General features: G+C 44.8%; 9 protein-coding genes. All 9 read right to left on the bottom strand.

Annotated features, from left to right (window positions below; all coding sequences use genetic code 11):
- Positions 1-48: 48 nt before the first annotated feature.
- Complete coding sequence (locus ABD960_RS00525) at positions 49-573, bottom strand: hypothetical protein (RefSeq protein WP_345328855.1); 525 nt, start codon at positions 571-573, stop codon at positions 49-51.
- A gap of 91 nt (positions 574-664) precedes the next feature.
- The gene (locus tag ABD960_RS00520) at positions 665-1,987 is read right to left on the bottom strand and encodes a TolC family protein (RefSeq protein WP_345328853.1); all 1,323 of its coding nucleotides are present in this window, start codon (positions 1,985-1,987) and stop codon (positions 665-667) included.
- Positions 1,988-1,999: 12 nt separating this feature from the next.
- Positions 2,000-2,677 carry an ABC transporter ATP-binding protein gene (locus ABD960_RS00515; RefSeq protein WP_345328851.1) on the bottom strand — a complete coding sequence of 226 codons (678 nt, stop codon included), beginning with the start codon at positions 2,675-2,677 and terminating at the stop codon, positions 2,000-2,002.
- 214 nt (positions 2,678-2,891) lie between these two features.
- Positions 2,892-5,282: an ABC transporter permease gene (locus tag ABD960_RS00510; protein WP_345328849.1), complete on the bottom strand. Its 2,391-nt coding sequence runs from the start codon at positions 5,280-5,282 to the stop codon at positions 2,892-2,894.
- Between the two features lie 25 nt (positions 5,283-5,307).
- A complete protein-coding gene (locus ABD960_RS00505) occupies positions 5,308-7,725 on the bottom strand; it encodes an ABC transporter permease (RefSeq protein WP_345328847.1) in 2,418 nt (805 codons plus the stop codon).
- A 170-nt stretch (positions 7,726-7,895) separates the two neighbouring features.
- Positions 7,896-10,325, bottom strand: coding sequence for an FtsX-like permease family protein (locus ABD960_RS00500; RefSeq protein ID WP_345328845.1), 2,430 nt, complete (start codon positions 10,323-10,325; stop codon positions 7,896-7,898).
- A gap of 30 nt (positions 10,326-10,355) precedes the next feature.
- Positions 10,356-12,746: an ABC transporter permease gene (locus tag ABD960_RS00495; protein WP_345328843.1), complete on the bottom strand. Its 2,391-nt coding sequence runs from the start codon at positions 12,744-12,746 to the stop codon at positions 10,356-10,358.
- A 36-nt stretch (positions 12,747-12,782) separates the two neighbouring features.
- Complete coding sequence (locus ABD960_RS00490; RefSeq protein WP_345328841.1) at positions 12,783-15,155, bottom strand: ABC transporter permease; 2,373 nt, start codon at positions 15,153-15,155, stop codon at positions 12,783-12,785.
- 25 nt (positions 15,156-15,180) lie between these two features.
- On the bottom strand, positions 15,181-17,538 hold the full coding sequence (locus tag ABD960_RS00485; protein WP_345328839.1) for an ABC transporter permease: 2,358 nt from the start codon (positions 17,536-17,538) through the stop codon (positions 15,181-15,183).
- Positions 17,539-17,567 lie beyond the last annotated feature (29 nt).

Below are 17,567 nucleotides of genomic sequence, written 5' to 3'. Positions count from 1 at the left end.
AACCGCCCCCTTGCAAAAAAAAGAAGTAACTGGACTTCGAAACCGTAGTTATTTTGCTTTTACGATTAAGGATGACACTATCTTTTGAGCAATAGGCTCCCACTCCGGCATCAGCTTTTCAGTACAATTAAACGTACCGACCATTATTTTGCCGTCAACATCTGTTAAAAACAAATAGTTATAAACCTTTTGATCGACAGCTTGCGTAATCAATTTCAGATAACCGACTTTTCTGTCATTGATGTTCACTACACCATCTCCCTGCCAGGCAGCTGTAGGGAACGCCTTTCTATAGCTATTTTTTATTGCATCTTTATAAGCCGTAACGTTTGCCTGCGTAGCAGAATTAGCTAACATATTTAATGCAACATTGACTGTTCCATCTTCATTAGTAAATACCAGTTTAGGGCGGTTTACCCTGTTTGGATATTTGAAATTCAACATTTCCGCGCTCATTATCTTAAACTCTTTCGGTATTAATATTTCAACTTTTTTATCAAACAGCTCACGTTTCTCCAATTCAATTGGCGCTGCAAATAAAACAAAGCTCAGAAAGCACATTAAATATTTCATACCTCAATGATAAAGATAAAATACAACCTTTAAAACAAAACGGGCCATCTTGGTAAGTTGGCCCGTTAAACTATTGTGACGACGAAAGCTATCAATTAAATGAAAGCCGGTTTTGGTAATAATCCAATATTTTAGTACGGATAAAATAATCGTAGCGGGCAATTATCAGGTTGGTGCGCGAGCGGTCAAGATTGCCTTTGGCTATAACAAATTCTACTGAGGTAACCGCGCCGGCATTGAACCTGATCTCGGTAGTTCGAAAAGCCTCGGAATATGCCGCCACCTGATCTGATTGAATTTTATAGCGCTCCAAAGCCAGGGTCATGTTAGCATAGGCCTGCTCAACATTTTGTTTGAGCTTTACCTTAGTGGTGTAATCAACATACTGTGATTCCTGCAGGTTTATTTTGGCCATCGCTATATCGTTTCTACGCTTAAATCCATTTAAAAAAGGGATAGACAAATTTAAGCCGAACGATGTATTATAGTTATTACGGAACTGAGTTGTGTAACTACCTGCCGACCCGCTTGAATACTGTGTAAACACGCCTGAATACAAACTTAGTGTCGGGAAAATACGCCCCTTAGCTACTTTAACTGCTTTTTCTGAACTTTGCACGCGTAACTCTGTCGCTCTAACCTGCGCCAAATCCTTAAGCGCGGTATTATACACATCTTCTTGGGCGGTTTTATAAGCCGCGGGCAGTTCGCCAGCACTCAGGCGTTCAAATTTTATGTTCTTGTTATAAGGTATGTTCATCAGCTCAAGCAAATTAAGCCTGGAGGCGATCAGGTTGTTTTTAGCGGTAATGAGCGATAACTGATCGTTTGCTAATTGTCCCTTTAAATTAAAAAATTCCGCCGGCGTAACGTTACCATCCCGATTGAGCACAGTGAGCCTGTCAACCTGTTGTTGTGATACCTGCACCTGGGTTTCAGCCTGTGTTACCTGGTCCTCGTTATTAAGCATGGCCAGGTAGGTAGTGATAACATTCAGGCTGATGCTATTTTTTGCTGCCTGAAAATCCATCTGACCGGCCTGATAAGCAAGCGCTGTTTGTTTAATACTGCTGAACATGGCCAAACCATCAAAAAGCACCAGGTTACTGTTCAGGTTGTAATTTGCGTTAGTAATCTGCGCGTTAACATAGGTAAGGTCGGCATTTTGGCTACGGCCATTGTTAATAGAATGATCAACATTGCCATTAATGGTTGGCAGCAGATTAAGCCTTGCCTGTTTCCAGTAAATACGCTGGCGCTCCATTTCCAGCTCGCTCTTTTTAACATCGAGGTTATTGCGGATAGCTATATCCAGACACTGCTGCAAACTGTAAACAGAATCAGCCTGCTGTGCCTGTGCTGTGCCGGCAATTAAAAGCAGTGCAGTAACTATATAAAATAAAAAGTATCGCATGTAAAAATCCTATCAAAGGGTGGTTGTTGATTCAATGCGCCCATCCAGCAGGTTGATGATGCGCGAGCCGTATTCGGCATTTTTTTCCGAGTGGGTTACCTGGATAATGGTTACGCCGTCTTCCTTATTGATCTTCTTAAACAGCTCCATGATCTCCTCACCCTGTTTTGAGTTAAGGTTACCCGTAGGCTCATCGGCCAAAAGCAATTTGGGTTTGCCAATAAGCGCGCGGGCAATGCCCACCAGTTGCTGCTGTCCGCCTGATAGCTGTGCCGGGAACAGGTCCTTTTTACCTACAATGTTAAACCTGTCGAGCATATCGGCTACCAGGGCTTTACGCTCGGCGCCTTTAATGTTTTGGTAAATAAGCGGGGTTTCAATATTCTCTAAAACTGTAAGCTCATCAATCAGGTGGTATGCCTGGAACACAAAGCCAATGTATTGCTTATATAATGCCGAGCGTTGCTTTTCTTTTAATTGATGCACGGGCTGCTCCATAAAGTAATGATAGCCGCTGGTTGGTTCATCAAGCATCCCGATGATATTCAGCAAGGTTGATTTGCCCGAACCTGACGGCCCCATGATAGACACAAATTCGCCCTGATCAATATTCAGGCTCAGATCATTCAGTACAAAGGTTTTGTTGCCTCCTGTTTGGTAATACTTTGAAATATGTTGTAGTGATAGCATCGTATTTTTTTAATTGTGATTATGCCATTAATATATGAATAACATACCAAAACAATAAACAACTCAATATCAGAAACTTAAATCAAATACATCCCCGAATCCTGTCCGCTTATGTAACATGGAGCGTACGGTTATGATACAGTTTATCTATGTGTCTGTAAAAGCAAAATGCCCCGCTTTAAAGGCGAGGCATTTGCTTGATATTAAACTAAAACTATTCGTTACGTAAACTTTTTACCGGGTTGGCCATGGATGCGCGTATGGATTGCGACCCTACTGTAAACAGCACAATTACTATTGAACCGGCAGCCGCCAGGGCTATTATCCAGCCGTTCATGTTTATCCTGTATGGAAAATCCTGCAGCCAGCGGTGCATCAGGTACCAGGCCGCGGGCGAAGCGATAACAAGCGAGACCAAAACCAGCTTAAGGTAACTTAATGATAGCAGCCTTACAATAGCCGCCGAACTCGCACCTAATACCTTGCGTACACCAATCTCCTTAACCCGTTGCTCAATGGATAACGTTGCCAAACCAAATAATCCCATGCACGATATCACGATAGAGATAAACGACGCGGTACCGATGATCGACTTCCATCGCTTTTCGCTCTTATACTGGTCGGCAAGCATATCAGTCAGGAAAGTATAATTACAGGGCTGATCGGGCACAATTTTTTTGTAGGTGGCCTGTATGGTTTGTATGGCCTCGGCTTTTTTTGCGGGGTCAATTTTTACTACCAACACATAGTAGTAATTATCTTTAACACCCTGATCAAGCAACAGCGGCGCAATGGAGCTTTGCAGCGATGCGGAATGAAAATCTTTAATTACGCCAATCACTTCACGCGGTTTATCGTTCCAGGTAACGGTTTCGCCTATAGGGCTCCCCTTCCATCCGGCAGCTTTTACAAATGACTCGTTGACAATGCAAGACACCGTGTCAGAGGTGCTGCTGAAGTTACGGCCCGATACCAGCTTCATCCGCATCAGGTTTATAAAATTGTTATCGACATCAAAAAACTGGGTGCTGAACAAGTCCTTGTTATTGACCTTGAACTGCCTGCCTGTAAAATTATTAAACGCTGTGTTTTGCGCGGCGACGCCTTTTATAAACGGATATTTCCCTAATTCAGACTTAAAAATATCAGTACCCGGATTATTGTTGAACGGCATATAAACATTTACGATATTATCGGGCTTATATCCCAGATCTTTGTTCAGCATAAAGTTAAACTGCTTTTGCATAATGATGGTACCTATGGCGAGGAACACCGCGATGCTGAGCTGCACCACCACCAATACCTTGCCCAGGTAGTTGTTGCCTGCAATTTTAAACTTACCATAAAGTGTTTCTACCGGGTTAAAGCCTGATAAAACCAATGCCGGGTAAAAGCCGGATAAGACTGCATTCAAAACGATCAGCCCTAACAATATGGTTTGCGAATTGAGCAGATAACTTAGCTGCAACTGTTTTTCGGCCACTTCATTAAAAAACGGCAAACAAACACTTACCAATACCAGGGCCAGCATAAAGGCCAGCATGGTGAGCAGGAACGATTCGCCCATAAACTGACCAATGAGCATACCGCGCGAGCTGCCGCTTACCTTACGGATGCCGATCTCCTTACTGCGGCGTAACGAGCGGGAAAGCGTAAGATTAACAAAGTTGATGCAGGCAATTATCAGGATAAACAACGCGATGCCGCCTAATATATACGAGTAGTCTGATTTGCTGTTAGGTGTTAAACCATTACCCGCATAGTAATTGCCTTTGTCAAGGTGGATATTAAGATAGGGTTGTAACACATATTTAATATACATTTTATTACCGTACTGCTTCCTGAATTCGACCATCAGCTTACCGGCATAGCTGTTAAACACGCGGTCCATCTTCTTTTCTACCAACGCCCTGTCAGCGCCGGGGCGTAGCAATATAAACGAGTTTAGCCAGGTATTGAACCAGTCGTTAGCTTTCCATTCCTGTTTTTGGAAGGTACGGGTGATGTTCATCACGTAATCAAACCGGATGGTGGAGTTCAGCGGCGGTTGTTTGGCTACGCCGGTTACTACAAATGGCTCAAACTTACCGTCGACATTTATTTGCAGCGTTTTGCCTACTGCATTGTTACTGCCAAAGTATTTTTTTGCCAGTGATTCGGTTAGTACGATATTGTTGGGTTCAGCTAATGCCGTATTCGTGTTACCCGCCACCAGCGGAAAAGTAAACACTTTAAAAAAGCTGTCATCAACATACATGCCCCTTTCACTAATTACCCCGGTGCCTTTTTTTATAAGGCCGGATGAACTGTTAACACGGCATATATCCTGTATTTCGGGTATCTCCTGCTTAAACATGGGCGCATGTACCGCACCCGTTATGCTGCCCTTCTGCTCATCTCCTTCGGGGCCACGGCCATGGTGCACTATCTGGTAAATGCGCTGGCCATTCTCGTTAAAGCGATCAAAGCTTACCTCATCCTGCACGTACAGGATGATAAGCATAACACACCCTAAACCTATGCTTAAGCCGGTAATGTTGATGGCCGAGAATAGCTTGTTGCGCGTGATATTGCGCCAGGCGGTTTTAAAATAATTTTTCAGCATGACGATGTGAATCTTTAGGGTTTACTTATTCGCTGCGCAGGCTGCGTACCGGGTTAGCCAGCGCCGCCTTGATAGACTGAAAGCTTACCGTTACAAAAGCTATAAACACGGCAATAAAAGCGGCTAAAGCAAATATCCACCATTGAATATCAATACGGTAAACAAAGCTTTGCAGCCACTGGTTCATCAGCCACCACGCAACCGGGAAAGCTATTACGGCCGCCAGCAATACCAGTTTCAGAAAATCGCGCGACAGTAACAATACCAACCCAGCTATGTTAGCGCCCAATACTTTGCGGATGCCGATCTCCTTAGTACGCTGCACCATGATCATGAATGATATAGCGAGCAAACCAATACAGGATATAATGATGGCGATAACCGCTCCGCTGATAAATATGGTTGACAGGCGCTGCTCGGCCTTATACTGCCGCTCGGTATTTTCATTTACCCATGAACCCTGAAAATCCGCATTCGGGAATGTTTGTTTCCACTTCCGCTCAATCATATTAAAGGTTTGCGACAGGTTTTGCGGCCTTACCTTTACAAATATATAATTCATCTCATACCCGCTCAGCACCAGGGTTAGCGGCTCAATTTCGCTACGTAACGACCGGAAGTGAAAGTTTTTCATCACACCCACAATCAACGATGGTTTCTTATCATCCATTGGCAAATAAGTACCTACTACATTTTTACCGCCAAGCTGCGCGGCCATCTTTTCGTTAATTACAACGGCATTACTGTCAGTAGCATACTCGCGCGAAAAGTCGCGGCCATCAATAATTTGTATGCCCATGGTTTTGGCATAATCGTACGATACACCTTGTATATTGGTACGTATATCATGGCCTTTATAAGTAAAGCCCACAATTGACGTACGGGTTGAGCCATCTTTACCGTTACCCATATTATCATACGCACCTGATACAGCTACCACGCCCGGCTGGCCATTCAGTTGGTTGCGGAACAACTCGAGCGCGCGTGCGCCGTTAACGGAGTTACCTACCGGGATGCTTACCACCTCATCCTTACTGTAACCCAAAGGCTTGTTCTTAAAATAGTTTATTTGCTGCCAGGTAATCAGCGTACAAACAATCAGCAGGGTTGATAACGAGAACTGCGTTACCAGCAATATATTACGCACCTTGCCCGGCTTTACGGTATTTACAGTGCCTTTTAAAACCATCACCGTTTTGTAACGCATCATCAGCAAAGCCGGGTACAAACCCGCTATTATGGTAATCAATATAAATAAGCCAATGATAACCACCAACTGAACGGGCTGAAGCAACATATTCATTGACACCTGACTGCGGAAAGTTGCTTTAAAGCCGGGCAAGGCAAAATTGGCCATGATGATACCCAGCACGAGCGCGAACAAACAAACCAACAAGGTTTCAATCCAAAACTGTGTAAGCAGTTGCCACTTACCGGCACCCAGGGTTTTACGAACGCCAACCTCGCGCGCACGGGTAAATGCACGGGCTACTGACAGGTTTACGAAGTTAATACAGGCGATAACCAAAATAAATATCCCTATAGCCAGTAAGGCCATTACGTAAATTTTACTTACCGAGTTACCCTCAAGCCCTACCAGTTCAGTATCAAAATGGTTATCAGCAAATGGTAAAAGATTTAGGGTATACACATTGCCCTGCGCATCCGGGCGGGCACCGTCGCGCTTCATATCGGCAATGGTGGTTTTAAACGTTTTTTTAACAAAATTTTGCAGCCGGGCTTCAAACGCGGCCGGCTCTATGTTATCATTAAGTTGTATAAACACACTGTGATCATGATGATCCCAGCTCTTCATGTTCGCCTGGTAGGTTGGCGTATTTTCAAACCGCAGCAACACGTCAAAGCCTATACTTGAGTTGGGTGGAAAATCTTTAACCACGGCACTCACCACAAAAGTTTCAGGCTCGCCCGAGTAATTCAGCTCAACACTTTTACCGATAGGATCAGCCTTGCCAAATATGGCCTTAGCCGCAAATTCGGTAAGCACCACATCGTTCAGATCCTTCAGCGGGGCATCGGTGTTACCCTTAACAACCGGGAAGGTGAACATCTTCAAAAAATCAGGATCAACAAAGTGGATGCTTTCTTCAAGTTGTTTATCACCATAACGCACAACAGTACCACCGTTGCTCATGCGGGTAATGTATTTAATATCCTGGTACTCGGCCTTAACCGCGGGGGTAAGCGGCGCTGGCATTGAGGTTGCTTTCTCTACTTTTTCGGCTTCATTTTTTGTAAAGTAGAACTGGTGAATCTTATCAAGATTGGTATGGAATTTATCATACGAAAATTCATAATACACGGTCAGGAATATCATGATACAACAAGCCACCGCCACCGAAAGGCCGATGATGTTCATGATGTTAAATACCCTGCCCTTCCAAAGGTTACGCCAGGCGGTTTTTATGTAATTTTTTAGCATAGCAATAGTATGATTAGTTTTAAAGGTTGACGAACACTTAGGCCCGCACACTTTATAATTAAAGCCCGTACCAAAACAGCAATTATTTAATATTCAGACACTTAATACAGACCATCAATTGCTTGCTGTACGCAGGCGTAACATACACTGTTCGCTTACGATACAGTGCATTATTCGCTGCGCAGGCTTTTTACCGGGTTTACCGTTGCCGCTTTAATGGCCTTGGTACTCACCGTAATTACCGCGATAAACATGGTTATAGCGCCCGCCAGGCCAAACATCCACCAGCTTAAGCTGATGCGGAAGGCAAAATCCTGCAGCCATCGCGACATAATATAGCCCGCCAGCGGTGTGGCGATCAGCATAGCCAGCAACACCAGCTTAACAAAATCGGCAGAAAGCAGGGCAGCCACATTGGCTACCGAAGCGCCAAGTACCTTGCGTATGCCGATCTCCTTAACACGCTGCTGCGTGGTAAAGGTGATCAGCCCGAACAAACCGAGACAGGCCAGAAATACAATGAGCATACTGAAACTGAAGAACAATTGCTTAAGCCTGGCCTCATTACGGTATTGGGCGTTTACCAGATCACTCACCCACTCGTATAAAAATGGTTTTTCGGGATAGGCGGCCTTAAACAGCGTATTAATGGCTGCAAGTGCATTTGCCGGGTGATTTTTTGCGAACCTGATGAGTATATAACCTTCACTCACTTTTTCGGCGCGGATGATACACGGCTTCATACCAAAATGCAGGGATTCATTATGAAAATCACTGATGATACCAACCGGCATACCTTCAACCGTAGGGATACTTGTGTTTAATTTTACACCCAATAATTTAGCGGTGTATTCTGTAACGATTACCGGACGGATGTCAGCAACTTTTTCGTTGCTTTTGCCCTGCATTTGTTCCTGGCGCACCTGCATTATTGAGTCGCCGTTAACCACATCGGTTTTCAGGTTCGGATCGAATATCCTGCCGCTCCGCAGTTTTACTTTTAAAACGGCAGGCAAGTCGGCGTCGCCGAAAATATAATTGGCCCTTATTTTACCGCTTTGCCCAGGCACGCTTATCTCTGTAGACATATTGCCGGCACCGGTACCGGGTGTCCACGAAGCGATACTCACATTCTCGACGCCGGGCAACTGCTTCAGCCGTTGCTTGAATGACTCAGCGTTGCTACCCCAATTATTATAGTTCAGTTTGATCAGATTATTTTTATCAAAACCTATATCAACCTTATCAACGTAGCTCAGCTGGTAATGTACCACCAGCGTGGCTATAATTATACCTATTGATATTACGAACTGCCCCACCACCAGCGACTTTTTTAACCAGTTCAGTTTAAAACCGGTTGTGGCCTGGCTGCGCAATATAACCATCGGCTCTGGCCGCGAGAGGTACCAGGCCGGGTATATGCCGGTGAGCAAACTCATTGTTAACACGGCAACAACAGCCAGCCATATAAAGCCAATGCTATACGAGTTGAATACCAGCTGATGCCCCACATAAGTTTCCAGATATGGCATAACCAACTGCGAAAGCACCCCGGCCAGCACAAATGCCATGCTGAAAAACACCAGCGACTCGGTTAAATATCTTGAAATGAGTTGCCATTTGTTTGCGCCCAGTACTTTGCGCGCACCGGTTTCGTGCATGCGGCTAAATACGCGTGAGGTGGTCAGCGTCATGAAGTTGAAACAGGCTATTACCAGCAACAAAGCAGCCACTGCAATAAAAATATACAGGTTGCGCATGCTGCCCTGCACCGGTTGCGGGTCGGCAAAATCAGAACGCAGGTATACATCCTGAAAGGGTTGTAACTGAAAACTATAGCCCGGCTTGTTAGGTGCGGTTACTTTAGTGTACCAAGCATTGATTTTTTTACTGAATTTATCCGCATCGGTACCTGCCTTTAACAATAAATATTGTGTGCTGAATGTGCCGTATTCTTCTTTGGCCAACAGGTCGTCTTTAGGGCGAAAGGCTACAATTGAAATTACATCGGCCCTTAGATGTGTATTAACCGGTAAAGCCTTAATTACTCCGGTTACGAAGCAGGGTTGTGGATCGCCATACTGGGGCATGGTGTAATATATTTTACCTACCGGATTTTGACCTTTAAAATATTGTTGCCTGAATTTTTCGGTTATCACTAGGTTAGCATATCCCGGTACGAATTTTTGAGGATTACCTTCAGTAATCTGTAAATCCAAAAAATTCCATACAGAGGCTTCGGCTGAAAGATTTTGAACCGCTACGCCATCGCTGTTGCTGCCGATTTTCAGCCGGTCTCCATATACCGACATGCGGCAGTAATCCTCTACTTCCGGAAAGTCCTTTTTTAAAGATGGGCCTAAACCTGTAAACACCTGCGGAAAACGGTCGCTGCCATTTACACGCGTATTTACTGATATGGCGCGGTATATGCGGTCGGCTTTCGTCCACTGCTTATCATATGATAGTTCATCCAACACAATAGCGGCCACCAGCAGGCATGCCGTAATACCAACGCTTAAACCAACCAGGTTAATAATCGCGTAAGTTTTGTTACGCCACAGGCCGCGCCAGGTTATCAGTAAATTTTGGGTGAACATAACATCCGTATTTAAACAGTGAATACTAAACTACTCGCTACGCAGGCTTTTAACCGGGTTGGCCAGCGCGGCACGTATTGATTGAAAGCTGACCGTTATAAAAGCAATTATCATGGCAAACGCACCAGCCATTGCAAAAATATGCCAGCTTATGGTAGTGCGGTAAGCAAAGTCGGCAAGCCATTGGTTCATAACAAACCAGGCAATGGGTACCGCAATAGCTAATGATATACCCACCAGCAACATAAATTCTTTGGTAAGCAATTGCACTACGCCGGCTACACTAGCGCCCAACACCTTGCGTATCCCTATTTCGCGGGTTTTAACTTTTGCGGTGTAAGTTGCCAAGCCTAGCAGCCCCAGGCATGACAGTACAATTGCCACCGCCGAAAAAAGGCTAAACAATGCCGAAGTTCGCTGCTCCTTTTGATAAAGACTATTAAAGGCATCATCTAAAAAGGCGTAATTGAATGGGATTTGCCCGTTATATTGTTTCCACTGCCGCGTAGCTGCCTCAACAGCCTTGTTAGCCTGTATGCCGGTTGTTTTAACATATAATCGCCAGCAAGCATTAGGGTTATAAGTAAATATCACCGGCTCTATTTTATTGTGCATTGAGGTGATATGAAAATCCTTGACAACGCCTATAATGGTGCCGGTTGTTTTCCATAGTCGCATACGTTTGCCTATCGGATCTTTTAAGCCCATGGCTTTTAACGCTGTTTCATTCACAATAAAGTGCGTTGAATCGGCAACTGCACCGGTAAATCCCTTACCTGTTACAATCGGAAACTTGAAGAAAGGCATGGAGGTTTCATCAACCTGTACCGGGCGGAACAATAGGTTAGATGTAGCTTCTTTACCCTCCCAGTCATTATCGCCTGTCCACCCCTCGCTGTTTATAATATTTGCACCCAGCCGGGTAACAGATAATACACCGGGTTGCTTTAATAATTCGGCTTTTACCGCCTCATAGTGTTTTTGCATATCCGTCCGCATAGCAAATGAAAACACGTTCTCCTTATCGTAACCCAGATTTTTGTTCCGGATAAAATTCATTTGTCTGCCTATGATCAAGGTACCTACAATCAGCACCACCGATACCGAGAACTGTATAACCACGAGCACCCGGCGAAAAGTTGCCTTACCCATGCCGCCCGCAATTTTACCCTTAAGCGCCTTTAATGGCTCAAAGGATGATAGCAGCAATGCCGGATAAATACTGGTAGCGGCTAAAGTAAACAGCAGTGTAACTGCAATACAAAACCATATTTGATAATTGGTTAAGCTAAGCGTGAGCGTTTTGCCAGCAAATTCATTATAAGCTGGTAACAGCAGATACATGGCGCCGATGGCCACAACGGTAGCTACGGCAAATATAAATGCAGTTTCTACCACAAATTGCGTAAACAATTGCAGTTTACCAGCGCCTATTATTTTGCGCATACTTACCTCACGGGCACGCAGCATGGAGCGGGCTGTTGAAAGGTTTACGTAATTGATGCAGGCAATTATCAATATCATTACCGCAACTATGCTAAACGTCCTCACCGTTTCAATAGCGCCGCCGCTTTCGCCTATTTTATAAAGATGTGTAAGTAACAGCGATTGCGCCACGTAGGGTGCCGGTTTGTCGTCGGGTTTGTTACGCTCGTGTATGGCCTGTAGCTTCTTGGTTACCCGGTTAATATTTGCACCTTGTTTTAAGTGCAGATATGTTTCAAAGCCAAAGTTATGCCAGTCGGCATCCATTGAGGCCAGGCGTGTTTTGCCATCATAATTTACGTTACCCTGTGTATATGCCAAATTGTTAAAGCGCGATATAGGCAGCAGCAAATCATATTTTATTGTTGAGTTGGCCGGAGCGTTATCAATAACGCCGCTAACCTTCATCTGCTCATCATGGCCTAAAACCACAACCTTACCCAAGGGATCTTCATTACCGAAATATTTTTCGGCGATGGCCTTGCTTATTACTACCGACTGATCGTCACTAAAGGGATTACGCCTGTCGCCACTTATCAGGTTAAACCCGAACAGGTTGAAGTATGAAGGGTCGGTAAAAGCTACCCTATCTTCCGTGAAAACTTTATCCTTGTATTTAAAGGGGGTGTTGCCGCCGATAGACATAATGCGTACCGCATCTTCCACCTCGGGCACTTCGGCCTTGGCATATGTGGCTACAGGCGCTATCACTACCGAGAACACTTGCTTTGTGGGGCCTGTACCACCAATAATACCCACCTTGTAAATATTTTTTGCCTGACTGTTAAAGCGGTTAAAGCTCAATTCATCCTGAACCCACAATAATATAAACAGGCTGATCACTAAACCCAAAGCCAGCCCGATAACATTTATTGCCGTGTAAAACTTGCTTCCTTTAATATTTCGCCAGGCGGTTTTAAAATAGTTGCGTATCATTTTTATGGTTTTTAAGGCCGACAGATATTTTATTATTTACTCGCTGCGCAGGCTTTTAACCGGGTTGGCCAGCGCGGCTTTTAACGACTGAAAGCTAACCGTGAATATGGCTATACTGAAAGTAATGATAGCCGCCAGCCCAAAAACCCACCAGTGCATAGGCGTGCGGTAGGCAAAGTTTTGCAGCCATTTATCGGCACTGTAATAACCTAACGGGATGGCGATAACGGTGGCGATGAGTACCGGTTTCAGCATATCGCCCGACAGGAGCATCAGTATATTTTGTACCGACGAACCAAGCACTTTACGCACGCCTATCTCCTTGGTACGCTTAGCGGCGGTAAATGATGCCAGGCCGAACAGGCCCAGGCAGGCAATAAAAATGGCCAGGCCCGAAAACACGCTCAGTATGGTTTGCTGCCGCAGATCGGCTTTGTAAGTAGTATCAAATTTTTGATCGAGGAAGGTGTATTCCATCGGGTAAGCTGGGGCCGCCTTGGTGTAAGCCTGTTTGATCAGGTTTAGACCGGCGGTTAGGTTACCCGGTTTTAGTTTGATTACTGCTACGCGGCGATCTTCGGCTGGAGTGATAACCAGCGCATCCATATTCTCTTTAAGCGACAGGAAATTGAAATCCTTAACAACACCAATGATATGCCTGCGGCTGCTATCGCGCATGTTATCGATTATCCATTTACCTACAGCCTGCGCCGGGGTAAAGCCTAACTGCCGGGCGGCCGTTTCGTTAATTAAAGCCGAACCGATGGTGTCCGTAGCGAACTTTGAAGAGAAATCGCGTCCGGCTATTATTTTAAGTCCGAGCGTTTTAACATATTCAAAATCGGCAAACTCCGTACGGGCATTATATGTTTCATGCTGGCCTTCCACCTCAAAGCTATGCCTGTCATAATAACCGCCCGGCTCGCCCGACATCATAGATACTGATTCTACATTGCTATGCGCCATCAGCTCGTTTTTAAAGCTGTTGCGGTTATTATAAATGTCGCCATTATCAATCGGAATTATTATGGTTTGCGCCTTACTATAGCCCAGGTCCTTGTTCTTCACAAAGCTCATTTGCTTTTTAATCACGATGGTGCTGATAATCAGGAACACCGAAATACTAAACTGTACAACCACCAGCGCCTGCCTGAAAAACGCGCCGCCCTTGCCCAGTTGCAGCTTGCCTTTAAGCGCCTGTATAGGTGTGAACGATGACAGGAAGAACGCCGGATAGCTCCCGGCCAAAAACCCTACAAATAAGATTACGCTTAATAAGAAAAGGTATATGGCAGGCGAACTCCATGATATTGATAGTGAATAACCCAGCAAACTATTGTACCACGGCATTACCAGCAGCAACAAAGCCGTGGCAAATACACAGGCAATCAATGTAAGTAATACCGATTCGCCAATAAACTGCCAGATAAGGCTATTACGCATGGCGCCTAACACTTTGCGCAAACCTACTTCTTTCGACCGTTCAACCGCACGCAGCGTAGCCAGGTTCATGAAGTTGATGCAGGCGATAACCAATATAAGTACGGCGATGGACAGGAAGATATAAACCACCTTTTTATCGCCATGTTTAACTTGATCAAAGCTTGACGACTCTTCAAAGTAAATGTCCTTTAACGGGGTTAGCGCAAGGTCGAAATGCGCATGCATCTGCGCCAGCTCCTTCCCCATATACTTATCCATAAAAGCCGGAAACTGCTTTTCAAGTTGTGCCGGGTTAACGTTGTTATTAAGTTCTACATAAACAAATCCGTTGTTGTTACGCCACCTGGTAAACCATTCGTCGTTAACATAATTGGTGATAGGTATCACCATGTCAAAATTCAGGTGTGAGTTTGAGGGCACATCGCGCACAATGCCGGTAACCTTAAGCGGCAGGCTCTTGTCCATTTGAATCACCTTACCTATGGCATCGGCGTTGCCGAAATATTTTTTTGCCGTTGTTTCAGTAAGTACAACGCTATGCGGATCCCTTAAAACAGCATTAATATTACCTTTTATCAGCCCGAAACTAAACAGCTCGAAAAAGTCGGGGTCAACAGCATAAACATGCTTTTCACTAAACGAATTTTTACCCAGCGTAACCAATCCCTGTGTTGGCATAACGCGCACCGCCTTTTTAATATCATTCGGATAATCGTTCAGCAAAGCCGGCGCGTACGGACCGGATAGGTATGGCACACGTGCTTTAGTAGCATCGTACCCGCGCATTACCCGGTAAATATTTTTCCCTTTTTGATGGAAGCTGTCAACACTAAACTCGTTAGTGATGTAAAGGAAGATCATCATGCATACGGTAATGCCAATGGTTAGCCCCAGTATGTGTATAAATGAAAACGATTTGTTTTTATACAGGTTGCGCCAGGCAACTTTCAAAAAATTCTTTAGCATGATAATCTCCCTTATATATATGTATTTATTCGCTACGTAAACTTTTAACCGGATTGGCAATGGCCGCTTTTATGGCCTGATAACTAATGGTGGCGATGGCTATCAACATTGACATTACACCAGCGCCAACAAAAACCCAGATGCTGATATTGATACGGTAGGTATAGCTCTTCAACCATTCTGTCATGCCCCACCACGCCAACGGCGCCGCCACCAGGAATGATATCAGAACCAACTTCAAAAAATCTACAGACAGTAAACGCGTAATACGTGCTACCGAGGCGCCCAGTACCTTGCGGACACCGATCTCCTTGATACGGTTTTGCGCCATATAGGTGGCCAGGCCAAACAAACCCAGGCATGATATAAATACCGTTAACCCGGCAAATAAGGTAGCCAGCGTACCCACGCGCTGCTCTTCCGCGAATTTTTTGGCGTAGTCCTCATCCACAAAGGTGTACTCGAACGGATAATCGGGATTATATTTCTTAAATATCTGCTCAATCGTTTTCAGGTTGGCAGCGGTGCTGCGTGCCGGATTAAGTTTGTAGTGCACAATACTGAACCATGAGCTTGGCCCTTGTATAACCATAGGGTGTACCGGCTCATAAGGCGATTGCAGGATGAAATCTTTTATCACGCCTACCACATGCCATTTGGTATCTCCGTTATTGATTATTTGCCCTACCGGGTTTTTAAAGCCCATTATTTTAACGGCCGCTTCGTTAAGCAACATCGCCAACGAGTCCGTCGGGTATTTCTTCACATCTATGTCGCGGCCCTCTATAATTTTAAGGCCCATAGTTTTGGTAAAATCAGCATCAACGTTAAATACATTGAAATCCAGCCTTGCGTTCGGGTCCTTACCCGGCCAGCTATAGCCCCAGCTGTCACTCCAGCCCTCGGTAATTGGCGCGCTGGTTTTGGTTACGCCGGTTATGGCGCCGCTGGCCATCATATCGTTACGGATGGCGTTATAGTGCTTACCCATATCACCGCTCAAGTAGCTGTACACCAGGTTATCGCGCTTGTAACCGGTATCGCGGCTCTGGCCATGCTGCAGCTGGCTTTTTATAATAATGGTACAGATGATTAGCAAAATAGCAACGGTAAACTGTATCACTACCAAAACTTTACGCGGCGCAACCAACGCATTGGCGGCCTTGAAAGTACCCTTAAGCACTTTAATTGGCTGGAATGAGGATAGATAGAAAGCCGGATAGCTGCCCGCTATAATACCGGTAAGCATAATGAAACCGATAAATATGATCCAGAAATCAACGCTGGTGTAGGGCACAAAAAGCTCCTTACCCGTTAACTGGTTAAAGCCCGAAAGACTTAACTGAACGATAATGAGCGCCAGCACGCCGGCGAACAAGGCGATAAATATGGATTCTGACAGGAATTGGCCTATCAAAAATTCCCTCGGCGCACCGGCAACTTTGCGTATGCCTACCTCTTTAGCCCGTTTTTCGCTGCGGGCGGTACTCAGGTTCATGAAATTAATACAGGCTATAATTAATATTAAACCGGCAATAGCCGCAAACAGCCTCACCGTACTTATTTTGCCGCCGGTATTTACGCCGTTTTCAAACTTTGAGTATAAACGCCATTTTTCAACAGGGTGTAAAAACACTTCGGTATCTTTTTGGTCGGAGTGCGATTTGGTGATGTTTTTTATACGCGCGTTTGCTGCCTCATATTTTACGCCGGGTTTTAACAAAGCATAGGTTTGTACGGAGTTATTGCCCCAATATTCATCGTCCCAGCCTATCTTCTTTGAGTATGACCAGGGCAGCAAATACTCAAACCGGAAGCGGGTGTTATTCGGCAGATCCTGCATAACAGCGGTAATGGTAAAATACGCGTTACTATCAATCTTAACGGTTTTGCCCATGGCAGCATCAGTGCTTCCAAATAATTTCTTAGCGGCTTTTTCTGTAAGTACAATGGATGAATTATCAACCAGCGCCTTACTGCGCTCACCCTTTACCAACGGAAAGCTGAACATGTTTAAAAACCCCTGATCGGTAAAGTAACCCCTCTCCATCAGTTTCTTATCGCCCACGGTGAATAAAAATGTGCACTCGGTTGTATGGGTTGACTCTTCAACCTGCGGATAATCAGCCTTCAGGGTTTTAGCCATTATTTTAGGTGTGGTGTTCCAGCACCAAAGTTTACCATCAAAAACCGCGCGGTTATACATGGTATACAGGCGATCCTTTTTATCATGAAAACGATCGTAGCTTAACTCATTTTGCACCCATAGCAAAATAAGCGCGGCACTTGCCATACCAATGGTTAGGCCGGCAATGTTTATAAAGGTGAAGCCTTTATTTTTTAGCAGGTTTCTCCAGGCTATTTTCAGGTAATTTTTTAACATGGCTTTTTACAATTGTGATTTTATGGTTT

This window comes from Mucilaginibacter defluvii, assembly GCF_039543225.1.
Classification (GTDB): Bacteria; Bacteroidota; Bacteroidia; order Sphingobacteriales; family Sphingobacteriaceae; genus Mucilaginibacter; species Mucilaginibacter defluvii.
Note: the sequence above shows the minus strand (reverse complement) of the source record. Positions and strands in the feature narration are given on the sequence as shown.

Bases quoted from the DNA above. Each gene is read 5' to 3' on its own strand.
- ABD960_RS00500 (WP_345328845.1), bottom strand. From the start codon at position 10,325: ATGTTCACCCAAAATTTACTGATAACCTGGCGCGGCCTGTGGCGTAAC.
- ABD960_RS00520 (WP_345328853.1), bottom strand. From the start codon at position 1,987: ATGCGATACTTTTTATTTTATATAGTTACTGCACTGCTTTTAATTGCC.
- ABD960_RS00490 (WP_345328841.1), bottom strand. From the start codon at position 15,155: ATGCTAAAGAATTTTTTGAAAGTTGCCTGGCGCAACCTGTATAAAAAC.
- ABD960_RS00485 (WP_345328839.1), bottom strand. From the start codon at position 17,538: ATGTTAAAAAATTACCTGAAAATAGCCTGGAGAAACCTGCTAAAAAAT.
- ABD960_RS00505 (WP_345328847.1), bottom strand. From the start codon at position 7,725: ATGCTAAAAAATTACATAAAAACCGCCTGGCGTAACCTTTGGAAGGGC.
- ABD960_RS00525 (WP_345328855.1), bottom strand. From the start codon at position 573: ATGAAATATTTAATGTGCTTTCTGAGCTTTGTTTTATTTGCAGCGCCA.
- ABD960_RS00510 (WP_345328849.1), bottom strand. From the start codon at position 5,282: ATGCTGAAAAATTATTTTAAAACCGCCTGGCGCAATATCACGCGCAAC.
- ABD960_RS00515 (WP_345328851.1), bottom strand. From the start codon at position 2,677: ATGCTATCACTACAACATATTTCAAAGTATTACCAAACAGGAGGCAAC.
- ABD960_RS00495 (WP_345328843.1), bottom strand. From the start codon at position 12,746: ATGATACGCAACTATTTTAAAACCGCCTGGCGAAATATTAAAGGAAGC.